We start from the raw sequence: 18,395 nt of genomic DNA, 5'->3' as shown, positions 1-18,395 counted from the left end.
AAAACCGACCGGGCCGCGCGGCCCGCCGCTGAGGCAGATCAGCCCGTCGCAATAGCCCTCCATCATTTCCGTGGTCAGGTGCACCGCCTCACCCGGCGGCGTTTCCAAATAGACGCGGCTGACCAACCTCACCAGATTGGCGTAGCCGGCCTCAGTCGCCGCGATCAGGACGACCGGCCGCATATCCGGACCTTGCCTTCTKCGGTCGCGCTGGCCATCGCTGTTCTCGCCGGAAAAGGCGACCGCGATCTGGCAGCCGATGATCGGCTGGATCCCGTCCTTCACCGCCTTCTGCGCGAATTCGAGCGCGCCGAACAGATTGTTGGTGTCGGTGACGGCAATCGCCGGGGCCTCGTCCTTGACCGCATGGGCCACCACCTTGCCGATCTGCAAGGCGCCTTCCAGCAGCGAATAGGCCGAATGCACGCGCAGATGGACGAACGGCCGCGCAGGCGCCTCCGGCCGCGCAGCCGCTATCGCGGCTTCGCGCATCAGGGGATCACGGGGAAGTCTGTCATCTGCCATGGTTTATCGCGCTGCCCGAAGGACTTGAGTCGATGGAGATGTATTGTCCGGGACCGGGCGATACCAGTCCAGGCACAAACCGCCGCTGACCACAGGCTTGCAGCGGCCTGCCCGGCTCGCCTTAAAGTTTCCAAACAATCTCAGGCAAATTCCATGATCACTGCGTCGACCGCCAGGCTGTCGCCTTGCTTGGCGTTGAGTTTCGCAACGACAAGATCGCGTTCGGCGCGCAGCACGTTTTCCATCTTCATCGCTTCGACGACGGCCAGCGTCTCGCCGGCCTTGACCTCCTGGCCTTCGGCAACGGCGATCGACACGACAAGGCCGGGCATCGGGCAAAGCAGCAGTTTCGACGTATCCGGCGCCACCTTCTCCGGCATCAGCCTTTCCAGTTCGGCGATGCGTGGCAACATGGTCCTCGCGGTCACCGACATGCCTTTCCAGGCGATGCGCAAGCCATTGGCAACCGGCCTGATCTGAGCGACGATCTTGTGCGTGCCGACCGTGCCGCGCCAGATCAGGTCGCCCGGACACCAGTCGGAGGCAACGGTCAGCGCCTTGCCGCCCTCGATCGACAGATCGATTTCCATTGGAATGGAGATCATGCCTTCGAGGATGGACGCCGACAGATAATCTTCACCGATCTTCACCACCCAGTCGCGCTTCAGCGCCCCCGAATGCGGCGCCAGGCGCCCGCCGAGCCGGTCGAGCCGGTCGCGGCGCAGCAGTTCCACCGCGGTCGCAATCGACGCCAGCACCGCTTTCTCATCGTTGTTCGGCACGATTGGCGCAAAGCCGTCGGGATATTCATCGGCGATGAAACCGGTCGATATCAGCCCTTCCCGCCAGCGCGGATGCTGCATCAGGGCGGCGAGGAACGGAATGTTGTGCTCGATGCCGTCGACGACAAAGCTGTCGAGCGCTTCCGACATGGCATCGATGGCCTGGATGCGCGTCGGTGCCCAAGTGCACAGCTTGGCGAGCATCGGGTCGTAAAACATCGAGATCTCGGAGCCTTCGGTGACGCCGGTGTCGTTGCGGATGACGACATCGCCGAATTGTCCTTCCTCCGGCGGCCGGTAGCGCGTCAGCCGGCCGATCGAGGGCAGGAAATTGCGGTACGGGTCCTCGGCATAGAGCCGGCTTTCCACCGCCCAGCCGCTCAGCTGGATATCGCTTTGCTTCAAGGCCAGCTCTTCGCCGGCGGCGACGCGGATCATCTGCTCGACCAGATCGATGCCGGTGACGAGCTCCGTCACCGGGTGCTCGACCTGCAAACGTGTATTCATTTCAAGGAAATAGAAGTTCTTGTCCTTGTCGACGATGAACTCCACCGTGCCGGCGCTCTGATAGTCGACGGCCCTGGCCAGCGCTACCGACTGCTCGCCCATGGCCTTGCGTGTCTTGGCGTCGAGGAACGGCGATGGCGCCTCTTCGGCGACCTTCTGGTTGCGGCGCTGGATCGAGCATTCGCGCTCGCCGAGATAGAGCGCGTTGCCATGGGCGTCGGCCAGCACCTGGATTTCGATATGCCGCGGATCGACGACGAATTTCTCGATGAAGACGCGGTCGTCGCCGAACGAGCTCTTGGCTTCCGAGCGCGCGCGGTCGAACCCGTCGCGCACCTCCGACTGGCTCCAGGCGATTCGCATGCCCTTGCCGCCGCCGCCGGCCGAGGCCTTGATCATCACGGGATAGCCGATCTCGCCGGCGATCTTTTCGGCATGGTCGGCATTCTCGATGACACCGAGCCAGCCGGGCACGGTGGAAACCTTGGCGGCGTTGGCGAATTTCTTCGATTCGATCTTGTCGCCCATCGCCTTGATCGCCTTGGGCTTCGGGCCGATGAAGATGATGCCTTCCGCTTCCAGCGCCTCGCAGAACGCCGCCCGCTCGGACAGGAAGCCGTAACCGGGATGCACGGCCTGCGCGCCCGTCTCCTTGCAGGCGGCGATGATCTTCTCCGGTACGAGGTAGCTCTGCGCGGCCGGCGAAGGCCCGATATGCACCGCCTCATCGGCCATCTCGACATGCACGGCATCACGATCGGCATCGGAATAGACCGCGACGGTGGCGATGCCCATCTTGCGCGCCGTCCTGATCACACGGCAGGCAATCTCGCCGCGGTTGGCGATGAGGATCTTGGTGAACATGCGAAATATCCCTCGGGTCGGCCGTTCCTTTTATGGCCTGTGTCGGTGCGGTCAAGCCGGCCGGGTCAATCGCGGTCTTTCAATCGATTTGGGATAAAATTCTCCGCACTGGCCCAAGCCTGGAACCAGCTTCCAGTTGATCGCATCATTAAAACCTGAAAGCTTGGGCAAAAATCGCCTATGGAGGAATTGCCTGATGAAAACGCGCGCCGCTGTCGCTGTCGCCGCCGGAAAGCCGCTGGAGATCATGGAGGTCGACCTCGATGGCCCGCGCGACGGCGAGGTGCTGGTTGAGATCAAGGCGACCGGCATCTGCCACACCGACGAGTTCACGCTGTCGGGCGCCGATCCCGAAGGGCTTTTTCCGGCCATCCTCGGCCATGAGGGCGCCGGCGTCGTCGTCGATGTCGGCAAGGGCGTCACTTCGGTCAAGAAGGGCGACCACGTCATCCCGCTCTATACGCCCGAATGCCGCCAGTGCCCGTCCTGCCTGTCGCGCAAGACCAACCTCTGCACCGCCATCCGCGCCACGCAGGGGCAAGGCCTGATGCCCGATGGTTCGTCGCGCTTCTCGATCRGCAAGGACAAGATCTTTCACTATATGGGCTGCTCGACCTTCTCCAACTTCACCGTGCTGCCCGAGATCGCTGTCGCCAAGGTCAATCCCGACGCCCCCTTCGACAAGATCTGCTACATCGGCTGYGGTGTSACSACCGGCATCGGYGCSGTCATCAACACCGCCAAGGTTKAGCAAGGCGCGACTGCCGTCGTCTTCGGCCTCGGCGGCATCGGCCTCAACGTCATCCAGGGCCTGAAACTTGCCGGCGCCGACATGATCATCGGCGTTGATTTGAACAACGACAAAAAGGCCTGGGGCGAGAAGTTCGGCATGACGCATTTCGTCAATCCGAAGGAAATCGATGGTGACATCGTCCCTCACCTCGTCAACATGACCAAGCGTGGCGCCGACCAGATCGGTGGCGCCGACTACACCTTCGACTGCACCGGCAACACCAAGGTGATGCGCCAGGCGCTGGAAGCCTCGCATCGCGGCTGGGGCAAGTCGGTCGTCATCGGCGTCGCCGGTGCCGGCCAGGAAATCTCGACCCGGCCGTTCCAGCTGGTCACCGGCCGCACCTGGATGGGCACCGCCTTCGGCGGCGCGCGCGGCCGCACCGACGTGCCGAAGATCGTCGACTGGTACATGGAAAAGAAAATCCAGATCGACCCGATGATCACCCACTTGCTGAAGCTCGAGGACATCAACAAGGGGTTCGACCTCATGCATGAGGGCAAGTCGATCCGAAGCGTCGTCGTTTACTGAAGAAGACCACAAGCCGCCGACCAACCGGCCTGCGACCTTTGTGGTTCACAACTGGGAGGAGAAAAGAATGCCGGAAAAACTGCATCCGAAAATCGACAATGGCTTGCCCAAGGAGAGTGCAAGCTTTGCCGGCGGCACGCTGGTTTGCGCCTGCACCAGCAAGCCGGTCAAGGTGAAGGTCAAGGGCCAGATCGCCCACAACCATGCTTGTGGTTGCACCAAATGCTGGAAGCCGGAGGGCGCGCTGTTCTCGGTCGTTGCCGTGGCCGGCACCGCCGATGTGACCGTCACCGAGAACGGCGACAAGCTCAAAGTGGTCGATCCCAGTGCGCTGATCCAACGCCATGCCTGCACCGGCTGCGGCGTCCACATGCACGGGCCGGTCGAGCGCGACCACCCGTTCAAGGGCCTGTCGTTCATCCACCCCGAGCGCTTCCAGGAAGACGGCTGGTCGCCGCCGGGCTTCACTGCCTTCGTCTCGTCGATCATCGAATCCGGTGTCGACCCGAAGCGAATGGACGGCATCCGCGCGCAGCTGAGGTCAATCGGGCTGGAACCCTATGACTGCCTCAATCCCGGCCTGATGGATTATATGGCGACCTGGACTGCGAAGAAGTCCGGGGCCTTGCCGGCGTAACAACCGATCAGATTATCTCCATGGGGCCGGCCGAAATCGCCCGGCCCCATGTCTTTTGGAACAATAAATGCCTGCACCCGCCATCCTCGTCGACGCCGATGCCTGCCCAGTCAAGGCCGAGGTGGAAAAGGTCGCCGAGCGCCATGGCGTCGTCGTTACCTACGTCTCCAATGGTGGCCTGCGGCCATCGCGCGATCCGATGATCCGCAACGTCGTGGTGTCCAAGGGCGCCGACGCCGCCGATGACTGGATCGTCGATAATGCGCGGACCAACGACATCGTGATCACATCGGACATTCCGCTGGCTGCCCGCGCGGTGGCGCTCGGCGCCCATGTGCTCGGGCCCACCGGGCGCCCGTTCACACCCGAAACGATCGGCATGGCAGTGGCGATGCGCGATCTCAAGCAGCATCTGCGCGAGACCGGCGAAAGCAAGGGCTACAATGCCAGCTTCGCGCCGCAGGACCGTTCGCGGTTTCTCGGTGAACTTGACCGCATCTTGCGGCGGGCGCTCAAATCCGCCACACCGGACTGATCCGGGCGCTTTTCGAAAGCTGGGCCATGGTCACCGACACCTCGATCAATTCACCAATGCATCGGCACAAGCAATTCGTCGTGGCGGCCGGCACAGGGGCCGTCGCACTGGCGGCTGCGCTGCTGTTGCGCGCGCCACTCCCTTATTCGATCGGCACCAATGCGTTCTTCGCCGTCTATGTCATTTTGGTCGTCGCCCAGATGCCAAGGCTTACCGGTCGCTACCTCAGCAAGAACGCGCGCGCCACCGACCAGCCGGTGCTGGTTATCTTCGCTGTAACGCTGGTCGTGGTCGTCGTTGCCATTGTTTCACTGTTCCTGCTGATCAATCAGAAGGACAGGGGCCATCCTGTCGAGCTTGGCTTCGCGCTGTTGTCGATCCCGCTCGGCTGGTTCACCATGCATGCCATGGCAGCGCTCCACTATGCCCATGTCTACTGGATGGACGGCGATGCGGTCGACGCTGAGACCAAGAAGAAGATCCCTGTCGGCGGGCTGCTGTTCCCGGGCGACAAGCGGCCGGAAGGCTGGGATTTCCTCTACTTCTCGGCTGTCATTGGCATGACCGCGCAGACTGCCGACACCAACATCTCGACAACGCATATGCGTTGTGTCGTGCTCGTCCATTCGATCCTGTCGTTTTTCTTCAACACGGTCATCGTCGCCGCAGCCGTCAATCTCGCCGTCAGTCTGGGCAGCCCGTAATAATTCCGTGATCGGATGAAACATCGGTTTGGTTAGCGACGTATCAGGAGGACAATGAGCGTGCAGGTCACGCCGCGAGGCCGGGAGACGAGACAAGATGGAATCGGTTGCCAGAAGCCAACCCACCGCCGGAGCGGACCCTGCCGCGTCGAAGGATGAGACGCTGATCTATCGCCAGTCGCGCTGGACGCGGCTGACGCATTGGATCTGGGCCATCTCTCTGTTCTTCATGCTGCTTTCCGGCCTGCAGATCTTCAACGCCCGCCCGCAGCTCTACATCGGCAAGCAGTCGGGCTTCGACTACAACAACACCATCTTCGCCATTGGCGCCGAGAACACCAACGCTGGTGCACGTGGCTACACCGAAGTCTTCGGACATCGTTTCGACACGACGGGCGTGCTCGGCTGGTCGGGTCCGGCAGGCCAGGAAACGGCGCGCGGCTTCCCATCCTGGGCGACCATCCCGTCCTACTATGATCTGGGCACCGCTCGCGTCATCCATTTCTTCTTTGCCTGGATACTGACCACGACCTTGATTGTCTGGCTGGTCGCCAGCACCGTGAACGGCCATCTGCGCCGCGATCTCGCGCCGCGCCTCAACGATCTCAAGCGACTGCCGCAAGACATCGTCGACCACGCCAAGCTCAAATTTCACCACACGCGGGAATACAACACGCTGCAGAAGATGGCCTATGGCGGCGTGCTGTTCGTGCTGCTGCCGCTGATGATCATCACCGGCCTCGCGATGTCGCCCAGCATGGACTCGGTGCTGCCGTTCCTCAACGATCTGCTCGGTGGCCGGCAGACGGCGCGCACCATCCATTTCACCGTCATGGTGCTGCTGGTCGCTTTCTTCATCGTCCACATCCTGATGATCCTGGCTGCCGGCCCGATCAACGAACTGCGCTCGATCATCACCGGCTGGTACCGCACCGATCCTCCTGCACGCGACGACAATTCCACCGAGAGGAGTGCTTGACATGGCGAAGTTCGAGATCAGCCGCCGGAAATTCCTGACGGGCGCCAGCCTTGGCGCCTCCGGCATCATGCTGTCGGGCTGCGACGCCTTCGACAGCCAGCTGAGCATTGGCAGCGGCCTGCGCAGCTTCCTCGAAAACGCCAACGGCCTGACATACCGGGCGCAACGCCTGCTCGCCGGACGCGACGCGCTGGCGCCGGAGTTCACCGAGGCCGACATCCGCCAGCCGCAGCGGCCGAACGGCGTCACGGCTCCCGATGACGACGTCTACAAGGGCTTGCTCGCCAACAATTTCGCCGACTGGCGGCTGGAGGTTTCGGGCCTTGTCGAAAAGCCGCTGTCGCTCAGCCGCGAGCAGTTGATGAACATGCCGAGCCGCACCCAGATTACCCGTCATGACTGCGTCGAAGGCTGGAGCTGCATCGCCAAATGGACCGGCACGCCGCTGTCGCTGGTGCTCGACCAGGCAGTGGTCAAGCCGCAGGCGCGCTACGTCATGTTCCATTGCCTCGACACGATCGACCGCAGCCTGTCGGGCGACATCAAATATTACGGCACTATCGACCTGATCGATGCCCGCCACCCGCAGACGATCCTTGCCTATGGCCTGAACGGCAAGCCGCTGCCGGTCGAGAACGGTGCGCCGCTGCGGGCCCGCGTCGAGCGTCAGCTCGGCTACAAGATGCCGAAATATCTCTACAAGATCGAGCTGGTCGACGGCTTCGCCAATGTCGGCGGCGGCAGGGGCGGCTATTGGGAAGACAATGGCTACGACTGGTACGGTGGAATCTGATTCGCACACCGCAAAATAATGATCGGCCCGGGGGAGTAGCGAGCGCTGCCCGCCGGTTCAGGCAACCTTGTCGAGCAGCGGCTTAAGCGCCGGGTGAATCTCCGGTGACGCGTGCTTGATCAGCGTCAGCAGCGCACGTTCGTTCTCGTACAAAGGCCTGCCTACCCCGATGTGCTCGATCAGCCAGCCGGCTTCGCCGGCATCGATCGTCTCGGCGCGGCGGGCCAGGGCCTCGGCCGCCCTGTTCCTGGCTTCCCACTCGGCTTCGATGTCGCTGGGGGAGCGATAGGCCTCCATCATGCCGGCGAGGCCACCGGAGACCATGCGGCTGAAGAAACCGCCGATTTCCGGATCGGCGTGCTCGAGGAAGGCATCACGGCGCAGCGCCACATCGCGTGTCGGCGCCTCATAGCCGGCCGAGCACATGACGAAATTGGCGATCGCCTTGACGAACAGATCGTTCCAGGACGGATCGTTTTGTCCTTGAGCAGTGCGCTCGTTGATCTTGAACAGCACCTCGGCCTCTGCGCGGGTGATGGCGATGTTGCCTTCGCCGCCATGGGCGTGGAGGATCCGGCGCAGAAGCTCGACCTCCGCCTTGGCGATCAGTCCGGGAACCAACGCACCACCGAGCATCAACGGCCCCTTGCCGTCGATGACGGCGTGGGCGACCTGCTCCAGCGCATAGACGCAAAGCTGGCTCGGCGACGATCTTGCTTCTTCCAGCACATGGACCAGCAGCTCGAGTTCGGTTCGGCTGTCGACCATGCCGTCACGCGAGATCGTGCGGATCAGCCAGTCGGCATTGTCCTGCGAGATGTAGCCGGACGGCTTCTCCTGGTGGACGATGTAGTCGGTGACGGCCTCGACAAAGAACGGAGGCCATTCCTGGCACTTGTCCTTGGCCGTGGCGTCCAGCGCGAACAGCGCCTCGGCCTCGCCGCGCGTCACCACGCCGTCGCCGAACACTTCATGGCGCAACATGGCCACGTCTTCCCTGGTGATGCGGCTTTTCGAGGCCAGCCCCGCCACCGGCGCGCTCATGATCAATTCGCCCATTTGTCGTCCCCGTCCGCTGCCGGCAAGCGCCTGCCCAAAAGCCTCACCGCCGCCACGATATCAGCAGTGTCTTGAAAAACCGGCAAACGGCGTGGTTAGCGAAGACTTGTCAGCCAATGCATGTCACCCTGGGAAAACGACATGCATCAAAGACGTCGCTGACAGGTGACAATGTGTCGTCGACAGGCTATGGATGACGAGTCGAGGGCTCTTGCGAGTCCTACCTGTTTGCGGGAGAGAACAGCGAAAGCTGTCGCCGAAGGGGAAATCGCCCGAAATCTCTCAGGCAAAAGAACCGTAGACGGGAAAGACACTCTGGAAAGTCGGGGCTTGCCCCCGCGCCGAAGGTGTAAGCGCCGCTGACAGAGTTCCGGTTGCGCGAGTCTCTCAGGCTTCAGACAGAGGGGCACGGACTGGTCGCCATTCGCGACCGATTGCGTGCGACTCTGGAGATGACATGACGGGCGACGACACCAAACACCTTCCCCTCGAAGATATCCATGTGGCCGCTGGTGCGCGCTTTGGCGCCTTTGCCGGCTGGTCGATGCCGTTGACCTATCCGGCCGGCGTCATGAAGGAGCATCTTCACACCCGCGAGCATGCCGGCCTCTTCGACATCTCGCATATGAAGCTGTTCGAGGTCAGTGGGCCGGAGGCGGTTGCGCTGCTCAACCGCGCTTGTCCCCTGGATGCCGCCGCACTCGAAATCTCGCAGTCCAAACTGTCCTTCTTCCTCAATGAGTCAGGCGGCATCCTGGACGACCTGATCGTCACCAGGCTGGGCGATACCAGGTTCATGGTGGTCGCCAACGCCGGTAACGCCGTGGCCGACGAAAAGCATTTGCGTGCGCTTGCCGCGGATTTTGACGTCAAGGTCGAGCCGCTCGACCGTGTCTTCCTGGCCATCCAGGGCCCTGAAGCCTGGGCCGCCCTTTCCCGCGCCGGCATCGAGACCGGCTCGCTGCTGTTCATGCATGGTGTCGAACCGCGGCAGAACTGGTTCATGAGCCGCTCCGGCTATACCGGCGAGGACGGTTTCGAGATCGGCCTGCCGGAGGCCGATGCGCGCGACCTCGTCGCAAAATTGCTCGGCGATGAACGCGTACTGTGGATCGGCCTTGCCGCGCGCGACAGCCTGCGGCTGGAGGCCGGGCTCTGCCTGCACGGCCAGGACATCACGCCGGAGACCGACCCGGCCAGCGCCGGATTGATGTGGGCGATCCCGAAAGAAATCCGCGCTACCGGCGCTTTCATCGGCGCCGACGCCCTGCGCGCCGCCGTGGAGCGGGGACCGGCGCAAAAGCGGGTCGGGCTGAAGCCCGACGGGCGCCAGCCGGTGCGCGCCGGCGCCGCGCTGTTTGATGCCGACAGCAATCCTGCCGGCCATGTCACATCGGGCGGCTTCGGCCCCTCGGCCGGTCATCCGGTCGCCATGGGATATGTCGCAACGCCACTGGCAAAGCCCGGCACACGGGTTTTCGCCGATGTGCGCGGCACGAAGATCCCAGTCGATATCAGTTCCCTGCCCTTCACACCGCATCGCTACCGCAAAGGATAAATCCGATGGCAACAACCTATTTCACCGAAGATCACGAATGGCTCCGTGTCGAGGGCGGCATCGCCACCGTCGGCATCACCGACTACGCCCAGGAGCAGCTTGGCGATCTCGTCTTCGTCGAACTGCCCGAGACGGGAAAGAAGCTGGCCAAGGGCGATACGGCCGTGGTGGTCGAATCCGTCAAGGCGGCCTCCGACGTCTATGCGCCCGTCGACGGCGAGATCACCGAGGCCAACGGGACGCTGTCGTCGGACCCGTCGCTGGTGAATTCGGCGGCGACCGGCGCCGGCTGGCTGTGGAAGATGAAGCTCGCCGACGAAAGCCAACTCGCCGGCCTCATGGATGAGGCCGCCTATAAAGCCCATATCGGTTGACATCAGGACCTAGACACATGACCGCAGCACCCTACCCCTTCATGGCCCGCCACATCGGCCCGGGCGTCAACGACACCAGAGCAATGCTCGCCGTCATCGGCGTTCCCTCGATCGAGACGCTGATCAGCCAGGCCGTGCCGAGATCGATCCGCCTCGACCAGCCGCTCGCCTTGCCTGCTCCGGCCAGCGAAGCGGAGGCGCTCGCCGAACTGTCGGCGATCATGGCGAAAAATACGGTGCTGAAGAGCTTCATCGGCGCCGGCTACCACGGCGTCCATGTGCCGCCGGTCATCCAGCGCAACCTGTTCGAGAACCCAGCCTGGTACACGGCCTACACGCCCTACCAGGCGGAGATCAGCCAGGGCCGGCTCGAAATGCTGTTCAATTTTCAAACGCTGGTCGCCGAATTGACTGGCCTGCCGGTGGCGTCGGCCTCGCTGCTCGATGAAGCAACGGCGGTCGCCGAAGCGGTTGGCATCGCCTTGCGGCATCACCGCGACAAGCGCACCAAGGTGGCGCTAGCCGGTACGCCACATCCGCAGACGCTGGACGTGGTGCGCACCCGCGCCGAACCGCTCGGCATCGAGATCGACGGCGAGGCGATCGACGACAACACCGCCGCCCTGCTTGTCTCCTGGCCAGACACGTTCGGCGTCTATGGCGACCACAAGGCAGCGATCGACAAGGCGCGCGCCACCGGCGCACTGGTCGTGTTCATCGCCGACCCGCTCGGCCTGACGCTGACCGACGCGCCGGCAAAGCTCGGCGCCGACATCGCCGTCGGCCCAATGCAGCGTTTTGGCGTACCGATGGGCTTTGGCGGCCCGCACGCCGCCTATTGCGCCGTCGCCGACAGGCTGACGCGCTTGATGCCCGGCCGCCTGGTCGGCCAGTCGACCGACAGCAAGGGCCGGCCCGGATACCGGCTTGCCTTGCAGACACGCGAGCAGCATATCCGCCGCGACAAGGCGACCTCCAACATCTGCACCGCGCAGGCGCTGCTGGCCAACATGGCGACCGCCTATGCCATCTGGCACGGCCCCGCCGGGCTGCAGGCGATTGCCGGGCGCATCCACGCACTGGCCAACCGTCTGGCAGGCGGCCTCGAGGCGGCAGGCGTGTCGGTGATCGGCGCCAGCCGCTTCGACACGGTGACGGTGGAGACGAAGGGCAAAGCGGCGCAGATCGCCGCTGCGGCCGAAAAGACCGGCCGGCTGCTGCGCGTCATCGATGCCGACCATGTCGGCATCAGCTTCGACGAGACCTCGACCGATGCCGATCTCGACGCAATCGCGGCATTGTTCGGCGCCAAGGYTGGTCCCGCGGCCGACAGCACGGTGCCCGGCAAACCGCGCGGCAAGGAGTTTCTGACCCAGCCCGTGTTCCACGAGAACAAGTCGGAAACCGAGATGATGCGCTTCCTGCGCCGGCTGGCCGACAAGGATCTGGCGCTCGACCGCACCATGATCCCGCTGGGCTCCTGCACCATGAAGCTCAATGCCGCGGCCGAGATGATGCCGGTGAGTTGGCCAAGGGTCGCCAACCTGCATCCGTTCGCGCCGGCCAGCCATTCGGCCGGCTACCGCGCCATGGCCGGCGAACTGGAAGGCTGGCTGTCCGAAATCACCGGCTTCGACGCGGTCAGCCTGCAGCCCAATGCCGGCAGCCAGGGCGAGTATGCCGGATTGCTTGCCATCCGCGCCTATCACCGCTCGCGCGGCGAAGGCCATCGCACCATCTGCCTTATCCCATCGTCCGCGCATGGCACCAATCCTGCGAGCGCGGCGATGGCGGGCATGAGCGTCGTCGTCGTGCGCTGCCTGGAGGATGGCAATATCGACATGGACGATATGAGGGCCAAGGCCAATGAGCATTCCAAGAACCTCGCGGCGCTGATGTTCACCTATCCCTCGACGCATGGCGTGTATGAGGAAGGCGCGCGCCATCTCTGCGCCCTCATCCATGAGCATGGTGGACAGGTCTATTTCGACGGCGCCAATCTCAACGCGCTGGTCGGCCTCGCTCGCCCCGGCGACATCGGCGCCGATGTCTGCCACATGAACCTGCACAAGACCTTCTGCATTCCGCATGGCGGCGGCGGCCCAGGTGTCGGCCCGATCGGCGTAAGGGCGCACCTAGAACCCTATCTGCCGGGTCATGTCACCGAAGGCTCGGCGCATGCCGTGTCGGCCGCCCCCTTCGGCAGTGCTTCCATCCTGCCGATTACCTGGATGTACATCCGCATGATGGGCGCCTCCGGCCTGAAGCAGGCGACCGAGACGGCGATCGTTTCGGCAAACTACGTAGCGACGCGGCTCGCACCGCACTTCCCGCTCCTCTACAAGGGCAGGCACGATCGCATTGCCCATGAATGCATCCTGGACACACGCGTGCTCAAGGAGAACGCCGGCATCAGTGTCGACGATGTCGCCAAACGCCTGATCGACTATGGATTCCATGCGCCGACCATGTCGTTCCCGGTCGCCGGCACGCTGATGGTCGAGCCGACCGAGTCCGAGCCCAAGCGGGAACTCGACCGCTTCTGCGAGGCGATGATCGCCATCGCCGGAGAGGCAGCGAAAGTCGCCAAGGGCGAATGGCCTTTGGCCGACAATCCGCTGGTCAACGCACCGCACACCGCCGCCGAGGCGCTGGCCGGCCAGTGGACCCATCCCTATTCGCGTCTGGAGGCGGCGTATCCCGCCGGTGACGCCGACACGGCAGCAAAATACTGGCCGCCGGTGTCGCGCATCGACAATGTTGCAGGCGACCGCAACCTGGTCTGCTCCTGCCCGCCTTTGTCGGATTATCTGGGTGCGGCCGAGTAACTACGCTGAGCGCAAGGCCGGCTTGACCGGTTCGGCCTTGCTCATTCCTTTGCGGCTGATGACGCAATTTCGCCCGGCGCGCTTGGCGGCATAGAGCGCTATGTCGGCCTCGGCCAGCACCTCGTCGAGGCTGCGGCCATCGGCCTCGCCAAAGCCGATGCCGCCGCTGACCGTGCTGCGCAACGGGCCGAGCGGGGTGGCAACGATTTCGGTGCCGAAGGCAACGCCGATCTTGCTGGCGAGGTCGTAGGCCCTTTCCTCCGTCATCCGCGACATGACGACGGCAAATTCCTCGCCGCCCAGGCGAAAGGCGTCGACTCCGGTCCGGGCATATTTCTTGATGACGGCGGCGAAGCGGCACAGGACCTGGTCGCCGACCGGGTGACCGTAGACGTCGTTCGTCCGCTTGAAGTGGTCGAGGTCGAACATGACGACGGACATGAATGGACCGAAACTCCGCTCGCCATAGAGCGACATCAATCCCCGGCGGTTCATCAACCCGGTCAGCGGGTCGGTCATGGTCTCGGCCTTCAGTTCGATCTGCGCCTGCAGATGATGGAGGGAGAGCGTCAAGGCGCCGAGCCCGGTCATGCAGGCCACCGCCACGACGGAGTTCAGCCGTTCGGCCCAATTGTCGGGCGCGACCGCGAGCGCCCWCTGCCCCTTGCCCAGCAAAACCATGCCACAAAGCGCAAACGACACCGCACAGGTGCCGCTCAGAAACGAAACCACCAGCAGGATCCGGCGATCATGGCTGCCGTTGATCCAGAACATGGCGCCGATCGCCGAGAGCAGCGCCGTTACCGTCGCGTAGGTGATGATAAAGCCGACACCGTCGAGGCCGATGGAGGTCACGGCCGCGCAAATAGTCATGGCGGCGAGCGTCGGTACAACGGCACGTCTGTGGCTGGGCACGCCGAGATACTGCATGGCCGATAGGCAGAGGATCAGGAACCCCAGGCTGAGCAGCGCAAGCACGATCTGGCAGAGCACCGGATCGGGCTCCTTGGTGTATCGCCAGAACAGGATCACATGCGCGACGAGCACCAGAATGCCGCACGCCACAGTCAGCACAAAGCGCGCCTTGGGCGCGGTGAACCAGATCGCAAACATGGTAGCGCTAAGGCATGTGCCCGACAGCGCGGCCGCGAGCAGGAGCGAACTGAAGTCCAACATGTTGGGCGAGGGCCTCTCGAGAGTCGGCGGTTGCACTGCATTCTAGGTCAGCGGCAGCCCTCGGATACGGGTTTTCAGCCGGTCTTCCGACGCAACCTGCGCATAGGGTTTACAAAGCGTCCATGCCCTGTGTCCCGAAACAGCACCCTGGAGCATGATGCCGAAAAGTGTGAGCGATTTTCGGACGACATCTTGCTCTATCCCTTTGATTTAGACGCGGATTCAGATTTCAGGTCGATTCGACCTGAAATCATCCGGCTCCAGGACGCGACGACCAGATCAACCCTTGTTCAAGAGCGCGAGATTGGCGTTGACGACCGTCGGATCGGCCATGCCGGCCCTCGCTTCGAGCAGCAGCGCCTTGGCCTTCTTGCGATTGCCACGCAACAGTTGCGAATACCCCATGTTGTTGACGATCTGCGGCTTGCGGCCGGCGACTTTCAGAAGCTGGTCGTAGGCTCGGTCGGCGAAGTCGAAGCGGCCAAGTTCGTCATAGGAAGCGGCGAGCCCCATCCAGGCTTCGGCATTGTCGGCCTTCAACTCGACGGCCTTGCGGAAGTGCTGTTCGGCGAGGCCGTAATTGGCGTCGCGAAACTGCGCCTTGCCTTGCGCCAGATCGGAAGTATCGATGTCCTTTGCCACCGGTTGGATGGCCGTGGTCTTGGTGGTGTCGACGCCACCCGTCGTACAACCAGACATCATTAATACGGCCGCCACCGCAGCCATTGCCGTGAAATTACTGTGACGCATGCCCCTGCCTCATCGCCCGATTTGCCGGGTCGTTCTTCAGGAAACACATTACAGGAAAGGCGATTAAACTTCGGTGCCGAAACACGCTCAAAATTAAGCTTTGGGCACACCAGCCATTAACCACCCGGTGCAGGTCAGAGGATCTTGACCGGGCCGCGTGCAAGACACGGCTTGGACTGGGTGTTCGAGGGACGCGCTTCCTAGCGCTCCGTCATCATTTTGACGATGATCGGGATGATGGCGATCATCAGCACCACCGGCAGGATGCACACCGTTACCGGCACCGACATCTTGGCCGGCAGGGCGTGCGCCTTTTCCTCGGCCAGCGACATGCGCTTGTGGCGCATTTCATCGGAAAAGACGCGCAGCGCGCCCGACAGGCTGGTGCCGAGTTCCTTCGACTGCTGTAGAAGCGTGGCGAAGGAACGCACCTCGTCCAGGCTGAGGCGGTCGGCAAGCGCCTTCAGCGCATCGTCGAGGCTGCGCCCTGCCCTCAGCTCCAGCGACACAAGCTGCAGGTTCTGGCTGAGCGCGGGATAGGTCTTGGCGAGTTCCTTCGAAACGCGCTCGATGCCGGCCTCCATGCTCATGCCGGCATCCGAGCAGACGATCATCAGGTCCATGAAATCGGGAAAGCCGTTGCGGTATTCGCGCCGCTTTTCCCGCACCTTCTGGCTCAGCACCAGCCCAGGCAGGAAGTAGCCGGCCGCTCCCGACAGGATGACGAACGTCCACCGGCTGGCCATCGTCGCGTCTGGACTGGCCATCCATTGGTTGAGCACAAAGACACCGATGGCCGTGCCGATCATCGCAATGAACCGGACGAGGAAAAACATGCCGACGGCGCGCGGCTCCATGTAGCCCGCCTGGATGAGCGTCATGCGCAGCCGGGCGACATTTTCCGGATCGCTCTTGGCATAGAATTCCTGCGCCCTCTTCACCGCCTTCTCGCGCACGATGCTGGTATTCTTCTTCGGCACCGGCTCGGGCTTCGCGGCCACCGGACCATGATCCGCCTTGAGCCGGCGCATGACGTCGTTGCGGTCGCCCTTCGCCGCCACCATCGGCCAGGCCACCGCGACGGCGCCCACGGCCAGCAACAGGATGGCCACGGGCATCAACGAGGTCGGCGCAAGCGAGGCGAGGAATTCGATGAAGCCTTGCATGTCAGAACCTGAAATTCGACATCTTGAACATCATCAGATTGCCCAGCATTAGCCAGGCGACAGAGCCGCCAATCAGGTACCAGGTCAGCGGCTCACCCCAGACGTTGCGGTAGAAGGCTGGCATCAGCGCCATGATGGCGGCAAACAGCAGTGCTGGTATCGCCGTCAGAATGTAGGCCGACATGCGGCCTTCGGTCGAAATGGCCCGCACCTTGCGGCGCAGCTTGCCACGCTCGCGGATCGTCAACGCCAGGCCGTCGAGGATCTCGCGCAGATTGCCGCCCGAACTGCTCTGGATCGAGACGGCGGTGACGAACAGCGGCAGGTCCTCATGGCCGACCCGGTCGAACAGCGAGTTCAAGGCCGAAACCAGGTCCGATCCATAGGTCACCTCGTCGGCGATGACGCCGAATTCACTGCCAATCGGGTCGGGCATCTCGCGCGCCACCATGGCGACCGCCACCGGCACCGGATGGCCGGCCTTCAGGCCGCGCGTGATCAGTTCCAGTGCCTCCGGCAGTTGCGTGCCGAACCGCTTCAGCCGGCGGCCGCGTTTGAAGCGCAGCGTCATCACCGGCAGGATCGGCACAAGCATGACAAACAGGACGAGCCCGAGCAGCGGCGGCAAGCCGTACCACATGGCGGCCAGAGCCGCGGCGAATGCCGCGCCGCATGTGGTCATCAGGAATTTCGGCAGCGGCATGACCATGCCAGACTGGGTTCGCAAGGCGCGGAACCGTTCCGGCGAGAACAGCGACGTACCCGCGTCAAGGCCGCGCTCCTTGCGCAGTTGCACAAGCACCTGCTCCTGGCTGATCTTGTTTTCCTGCAGTTTCATGCGCCGGTTGATGGCGGTGCGCTTGTCGCTGCGCCCGGCATAGAGCAGGTAGCAGGCCTCGGCGATCAGGATGCCGGTAAGTGCCGCCGTGGCATAGACGACATAGATCGCGCTGAGCCTGTCGAACACCTGACTACTCCTGCGGCCGGCCGGGTTCGAAGTATCGCCCGGGGAACTCGATGCCCATGGCGCGCAAATCCTCGAGAAAACGCGGCCGGATGCCGGTCGCCTCGTAATGGCCGAGGATCTTACCGTCGGCGTCCATGCCGGTGCGCACGAAGCGGAAGATCTCCTGCATCTGGATGACATCACCTTCCATGCCGGTCACCTCGGCGACGCTTGTCACCTTGCGCTTGCCGTCGGACAGGCGCGTCAGCTGCACGATAAGGTCGAGCGCGCTGGCGATCTGGCTGCGGATGGACTGCACCGTCATTGGCATGCCGGTCATGCCAAGCATCTGCTCCAGGCGCGAAATGGCGTCGCGCGGCGTGTTGGCATGGATGGTCGCCATCGATCCTTCGTGGCCGGTGTTCATCGCCTGCAGCATGTCGAAGGCCTCCTCACCGCGGCATTCGCCGAGGATGACGCGGTCGGGGCGCATGCGCAGCGCGTTCTTGACCAGATCGCGCTGCTTCAGTTCGCCATGGCCTTCGATGTTGGCGGGACGCGTCTCCATGCGCGCCACATGCGGCTGCTGCAGCTGGAGCTCGGCCGCGTCCTCGATGGTGATCAAACGCTCATCTTCCGGGATGAATGCCGACAGCGCGTTGAGCATGGTCGTCTTGCCGGTGCCGGTGCCGCCCGAAATGATCGTCGTCTTGCGGGCATGCACGGCCGCCGCCAGCACTTCGGCCATGTTCTGGGTGATGGCGCCGAATTCGACCAGCTTGTGCAGGCCGAGCTTGTTCTTGGAGAATTTGCGGATCGACACCAGCGGCCCGTCGACCGCAACCGGGCGGATGGCCGCATTGAAACGCGAGCCGTCCAGCATGCGTG

At 63.4% G+C, this 18,395-nt stretch carries 17 protein-coding genes and 1 riboswitch; of the genes, 9 read left to right on the top strand and 8 right to left on the bottom strand.

The features are described from left to right. Positions 1 to 525: PHP domain-containing protein (locus tag ACXJ7R_RS08560; protein WP_457151454.1), on the bottom strand; the 525-nt coding region annotated here is incomplete at its 3' end. Between the two features lie 140 nt (positions 526 to 665). After that, positions 666 to 2,678, bottom strand: a complete 2,013-nt coding sequence (locus ACXJ7R_RS08555; RefSeq protein ID WP_457151453.1) for an acetyl-CoA carboxylase biotin carboxylase subunit — start codon at positions 2,676 to 2,678, stop codon at positions 666 to 668. A gap of 196 nt (positions 2,679 to 2,874) precedes the next feature. On the opposite strand from ACXJ7R_RS08555, the gene ACXJ7R_RS08550 reads away from it, so the two are divergent. The 6 genes from ACXJ7R_RS08550 (at position 2,875) to ACXJ7R_RS08525 (ending at position 7,650) form a co-directional block, all read left to right on the top strand. Further along, positions 2,875 to 4,002: an S-(hydroxymethyl)glutathione dehydrogenase/class III alcohol dehydrogenase gene (locus ACXJ7R_RS08550; RefSeq protein WP_457151452.1), complete on the top strand. Its 1,128-nt coding sequence runs from the start codon at positions 2,875 to 2,877 to the stop codon at positions 4,000 to 4,002. 67 nt (positions 4,003 to 4,069) lie between these two features. Beyond that, positions 4,070 to 4,639 carry an S-(hydroxymethyl)glutathione synthase gene (gene gfa / locus ACXJ7R_RS08545; RefSeq protein WP_457151451.1) on the top strand — a complete coding sequence of 190 codons (570 nt, stop codon included), beginning with the start codon at positions 4,070 to 4,072 and terminating at the stop codon, positions 4,637 to 4,639. A gap of 67 nt (positions 4,640 to 4,706) precedes the next feature. Continuing rightward, positions 4,707 to 5,174 carry a YaiI/YqxD family protein gene (locus ACXJ7R_RS08540; protein WP_095087903.1) on the top strand — a complete coding sequence of 156 codons (468 nt, stop codon included), beginning with the start codon at positions 4,707 to 4,709 and terminating at the stop codon, positions 5,172 to 5,174. Positions 5,175 to 5,200: 26 nt separating this feature from the next. Further along, positions 5,201 to 5,878: a DUF1345 domain-containing protein gene (locus ACXJ7R_RS08535; protein ID WP_095087901.1), complete on the top strand. Its 678-nt coding sequence runs from the start codon at positions 5,201 to 5,203 to the stop codon at positions 5,876 to 5,878. A 97-nt stretch (positions 5,879 to 5,975) separates the two neighbouring features. Further along, on the top strand, positions 5,976 to 6,857 hold the full coding sequence (locus tag ACXJ7R_RS08530; protein WP_457151450.1) for a cytochrome b/b6 domain-containing protein: 882 nt from the start codon (positions 5,976 to 5,978) through the stop codon (positions 6,855 to 6,857). A 1-nt stretch (position 6,858) separates the two neighbouring features. After that, positions 6,859 to 7,650, top strand: a complete 792-nt coding sequence (locus ACXJ7R_RS08525) for a molybdopterin-binding protein (protein ID WP_095087897.1) — start codon at positions 6,859 to 6,861, stop codon at positions 7,648 to 7,650. A 57-nt stretch (positions 7,651 to 7,707) separates the two neighbouring features. On the opposite strand, the gene ACXJ7R_RS08520 is transcribed toward ACXJ7R_RS08525, so the two are convergent. Then, positions 7,708 to 8,709: a hypothetical protein gene (locus ACXJ7R_RS08520; protein ID WP_457151449.1), complete on the bottom strand. Its 1,002-nt coding sequence runs from the start codon at positions 8,707 to 8,709 to the stop codon at positions 7,708 to 7,710. A gap of 221 nt (positions 8,710 to 8,930) precedes the next feature. After that, positions 8,931 to 9,017: riboswitch (glycine riboswitch) on the top strand. 149 nt (positions 9,018 to 9,166) lie between these two features. Between ACXJ7R_RS08520 and gcvT the strand changes: the two genes are divergently transcribed. From gcvT to gcvP, 3 genes are read left to right on the top strand one after another with little or no spacing between them, the layout of a single operon-like run. Continuing rightward, positions 9,167 to 10,267 (top strand): glycine cleavage system aminomethyltransferase GcvT, encoded by a 1,101-nt coding sequence (gene gcvT / locus ACXJ7R_RS08515; protein WP_457151448.1) that lies wholly within the window; start codon positions 9,167 to 9,169, stop codon positions 10,265 to 10,267. A gap of 5 nt (positions 10,268 to 10,272) precedes the next feature. Next, positions 10,273 to 10,641: a glycine cleavage system protein GcvH gene (gene gcvH / locus ACXJ7R_RS08510; RefSeq protein ID WP_095088133.1), complete on the top strand. Its 369-nt coding sequence runs from the start codon at positions 10,273 to 10,275 to the stop codon at positions 10,639 to 10,641. Positions 10,642 to 10,658: 17 nt separating this feature from the next. Then, the gene (gene gcvP / locus ACXJ7R_RS08505; protein ID WP_457151447.1) at positions 10,659 to 13,469 is read left to right on the top strand and encodes an aminomethyl-transferring glycine dehydrogenase; all 2,811 of its coding nucleotides are present in this window, start codon (positions 10,659 to 10,661) and stop codon (positions 13,467 to 13,469) included. Here the strand turns inward: gcvP and ACXJ7R_RS08500 are convergent, their stop codons facing one another. The 5 genes from ACXJ7R_RS08500 to ACXJ7R_RS08480 all read right to left on the bottom strand — a co-directional run. Further along, on the bottom strand, positions 13,470 to 14,645 hold the full coding sequence (locus ACXJ7R_RS08500; RefSeq protein WP_457151446.1) for a GGDEF domain-containing protein: 1,176 nt from the start codon (positions 14,643 to 14,645) through the stop codon (positions 13,470 to 13,472). Positions 14,646 to 14,924: 279 nt separating this feature from the next. Further along, positions 14,925 to 15,395 carry a tetratricopeptide repeat protein gene (locus ACXJ7R_RS08495; RefSeq protein WP_457151445.1) on the bottom strand — a complete coding sequence of 157 codons (471 nt, stop codon included), beginning with the start codon at positions 15,393 to 15,395 and terminating at the stop codon, positions 14,925 to 14,927. Between the two features lie 200 nt (positions 15,396 to 15,595). Continuing rightward, a complete protein-coding gene (locus tag ACXJ7R_RS08490; protein WP_457151444.1) occupies positions 15,596 to 16,561 on the bottom strand; it encodes a type II secretion system F family protein in 966 nt (321 codons plus the stop codon). A gap of 1 nt (position 16,562) precedes the next feature. Continuing rightward, positions 16,563 to 17,528 carry a type II secretion system F family protein gene (locus ACXJ7R_RS08485; RefSeq protein WP_457151443.1) on the bottom strand — a complete coding sequence of 322 codons (966 nt, stop codon included), beginning with the start codon at positions 17,526 to 17,528 and terminating at the stop codon, positions 16,563 to 16,565. A 4-nt stretch (positions 17,529 to 17,532) separates the two neighbouring features. Next, the coding region (locus tag ACXJ7R_RS08480; protein ID WP_457151442.1) for a CpaF family protein at positions 17,533 to 18,395 on the bottom strand (863 nt) is incomplete at its 5' end.

The sequence above is a fragment of the Mesorhizobium sp. P5_C1 genome, assembly GCF_054049815.1.
Note: the sequence above shows the minus strand (reverse complement) of the source record. Positions and strands in the feature narration are given on the sequence as shown.

What these genes read in the sequence shown, in the direction of transcription:
- ACXJ7R_RS08555 (WP_457151453.1), bottom strand. Translation starts at nt 2,678, where the DNA reads ATGTTCACCAAGATCCTCATCGCCAACCGCGGCGAGATTGCCTGCCGT.
- gfa (WP_457151451.1), top strand. Translation starts at nt 4,070, where the DNA reads ATGCCGGAAAAACTGCATCCGAAAATCGACAATGGCTTGCCCAAGGAG.
- ACXJ7R_RS08540 (WP_095087903.1), top strand. Translation starts at nt 4,707, where the DNA reads ATGCCTGCACCCGCCATCCTCGTCGACGCCGATGCCTGCCCAGTCAAG.
- ACXJ7R_RS08535 (WP_095087901.1), top strand. Translation starts at nt 5,201, where the DNA reads ATGGTCACCGACACCTCGATCAATTCACCAATGCATCGGCACAAGCAA.
- ACXJ7R_RS08530 (WP_457151450.1), top strand. Translation starts at nt 5,976, where the DNA reads ATGGAATCGGTTGCCAGAAGCCAACCCACCGCCGGAGCGGACCCTGCC.
- ACXJ7R_RS08525 (WP_095087897.1), top strand. Translation starts at nt 6,859, where the DNA reads ATGGCGAAGTTCGAGATCAGCCGCCGGAAATTCCTGACGGGCGCCAGC.
- ACXJ7R_RS08520 (WP_457151449.1), bottom strand. Translation starts at nt 8,709, where the DNA reads ATGGGCGAATTGATCATGAGCGCGCCGGTGGCGGGGCTGGCCTCGAAA.
- gcvT (WP_457151448.1), top strand. Translation starts at nt 9,167, where the DNA reads ATGACGGGCGACGACACCAAACACCTTCCCCTCGAAGATATCCATGTG.
- gcvH (WP_095088133.1), top strand. Translation starts at nt 10,273, where the DNA reads ATGGCAACAACCTATTTCACCGAAGATCACGAATGGCTCCGTGTCGAG.
- ACXJ7R_RS08495 (WP_457151445.1), bottom strand. Translation starts at nt 15,395, where the DNA reads ATGCGTCACAGTAATTTCACGGCAATGGCTGCGGTGGCGGCCGTATTA.
- ACXJ7R_RS08490 (WP_457151444.1), bottom strand. Translation starts at nt 16,561, where the DNA reads ATGCAAGGCTTCATCGAATTCCTCGCCTCGCTTGCGCCGACCTCGTTG.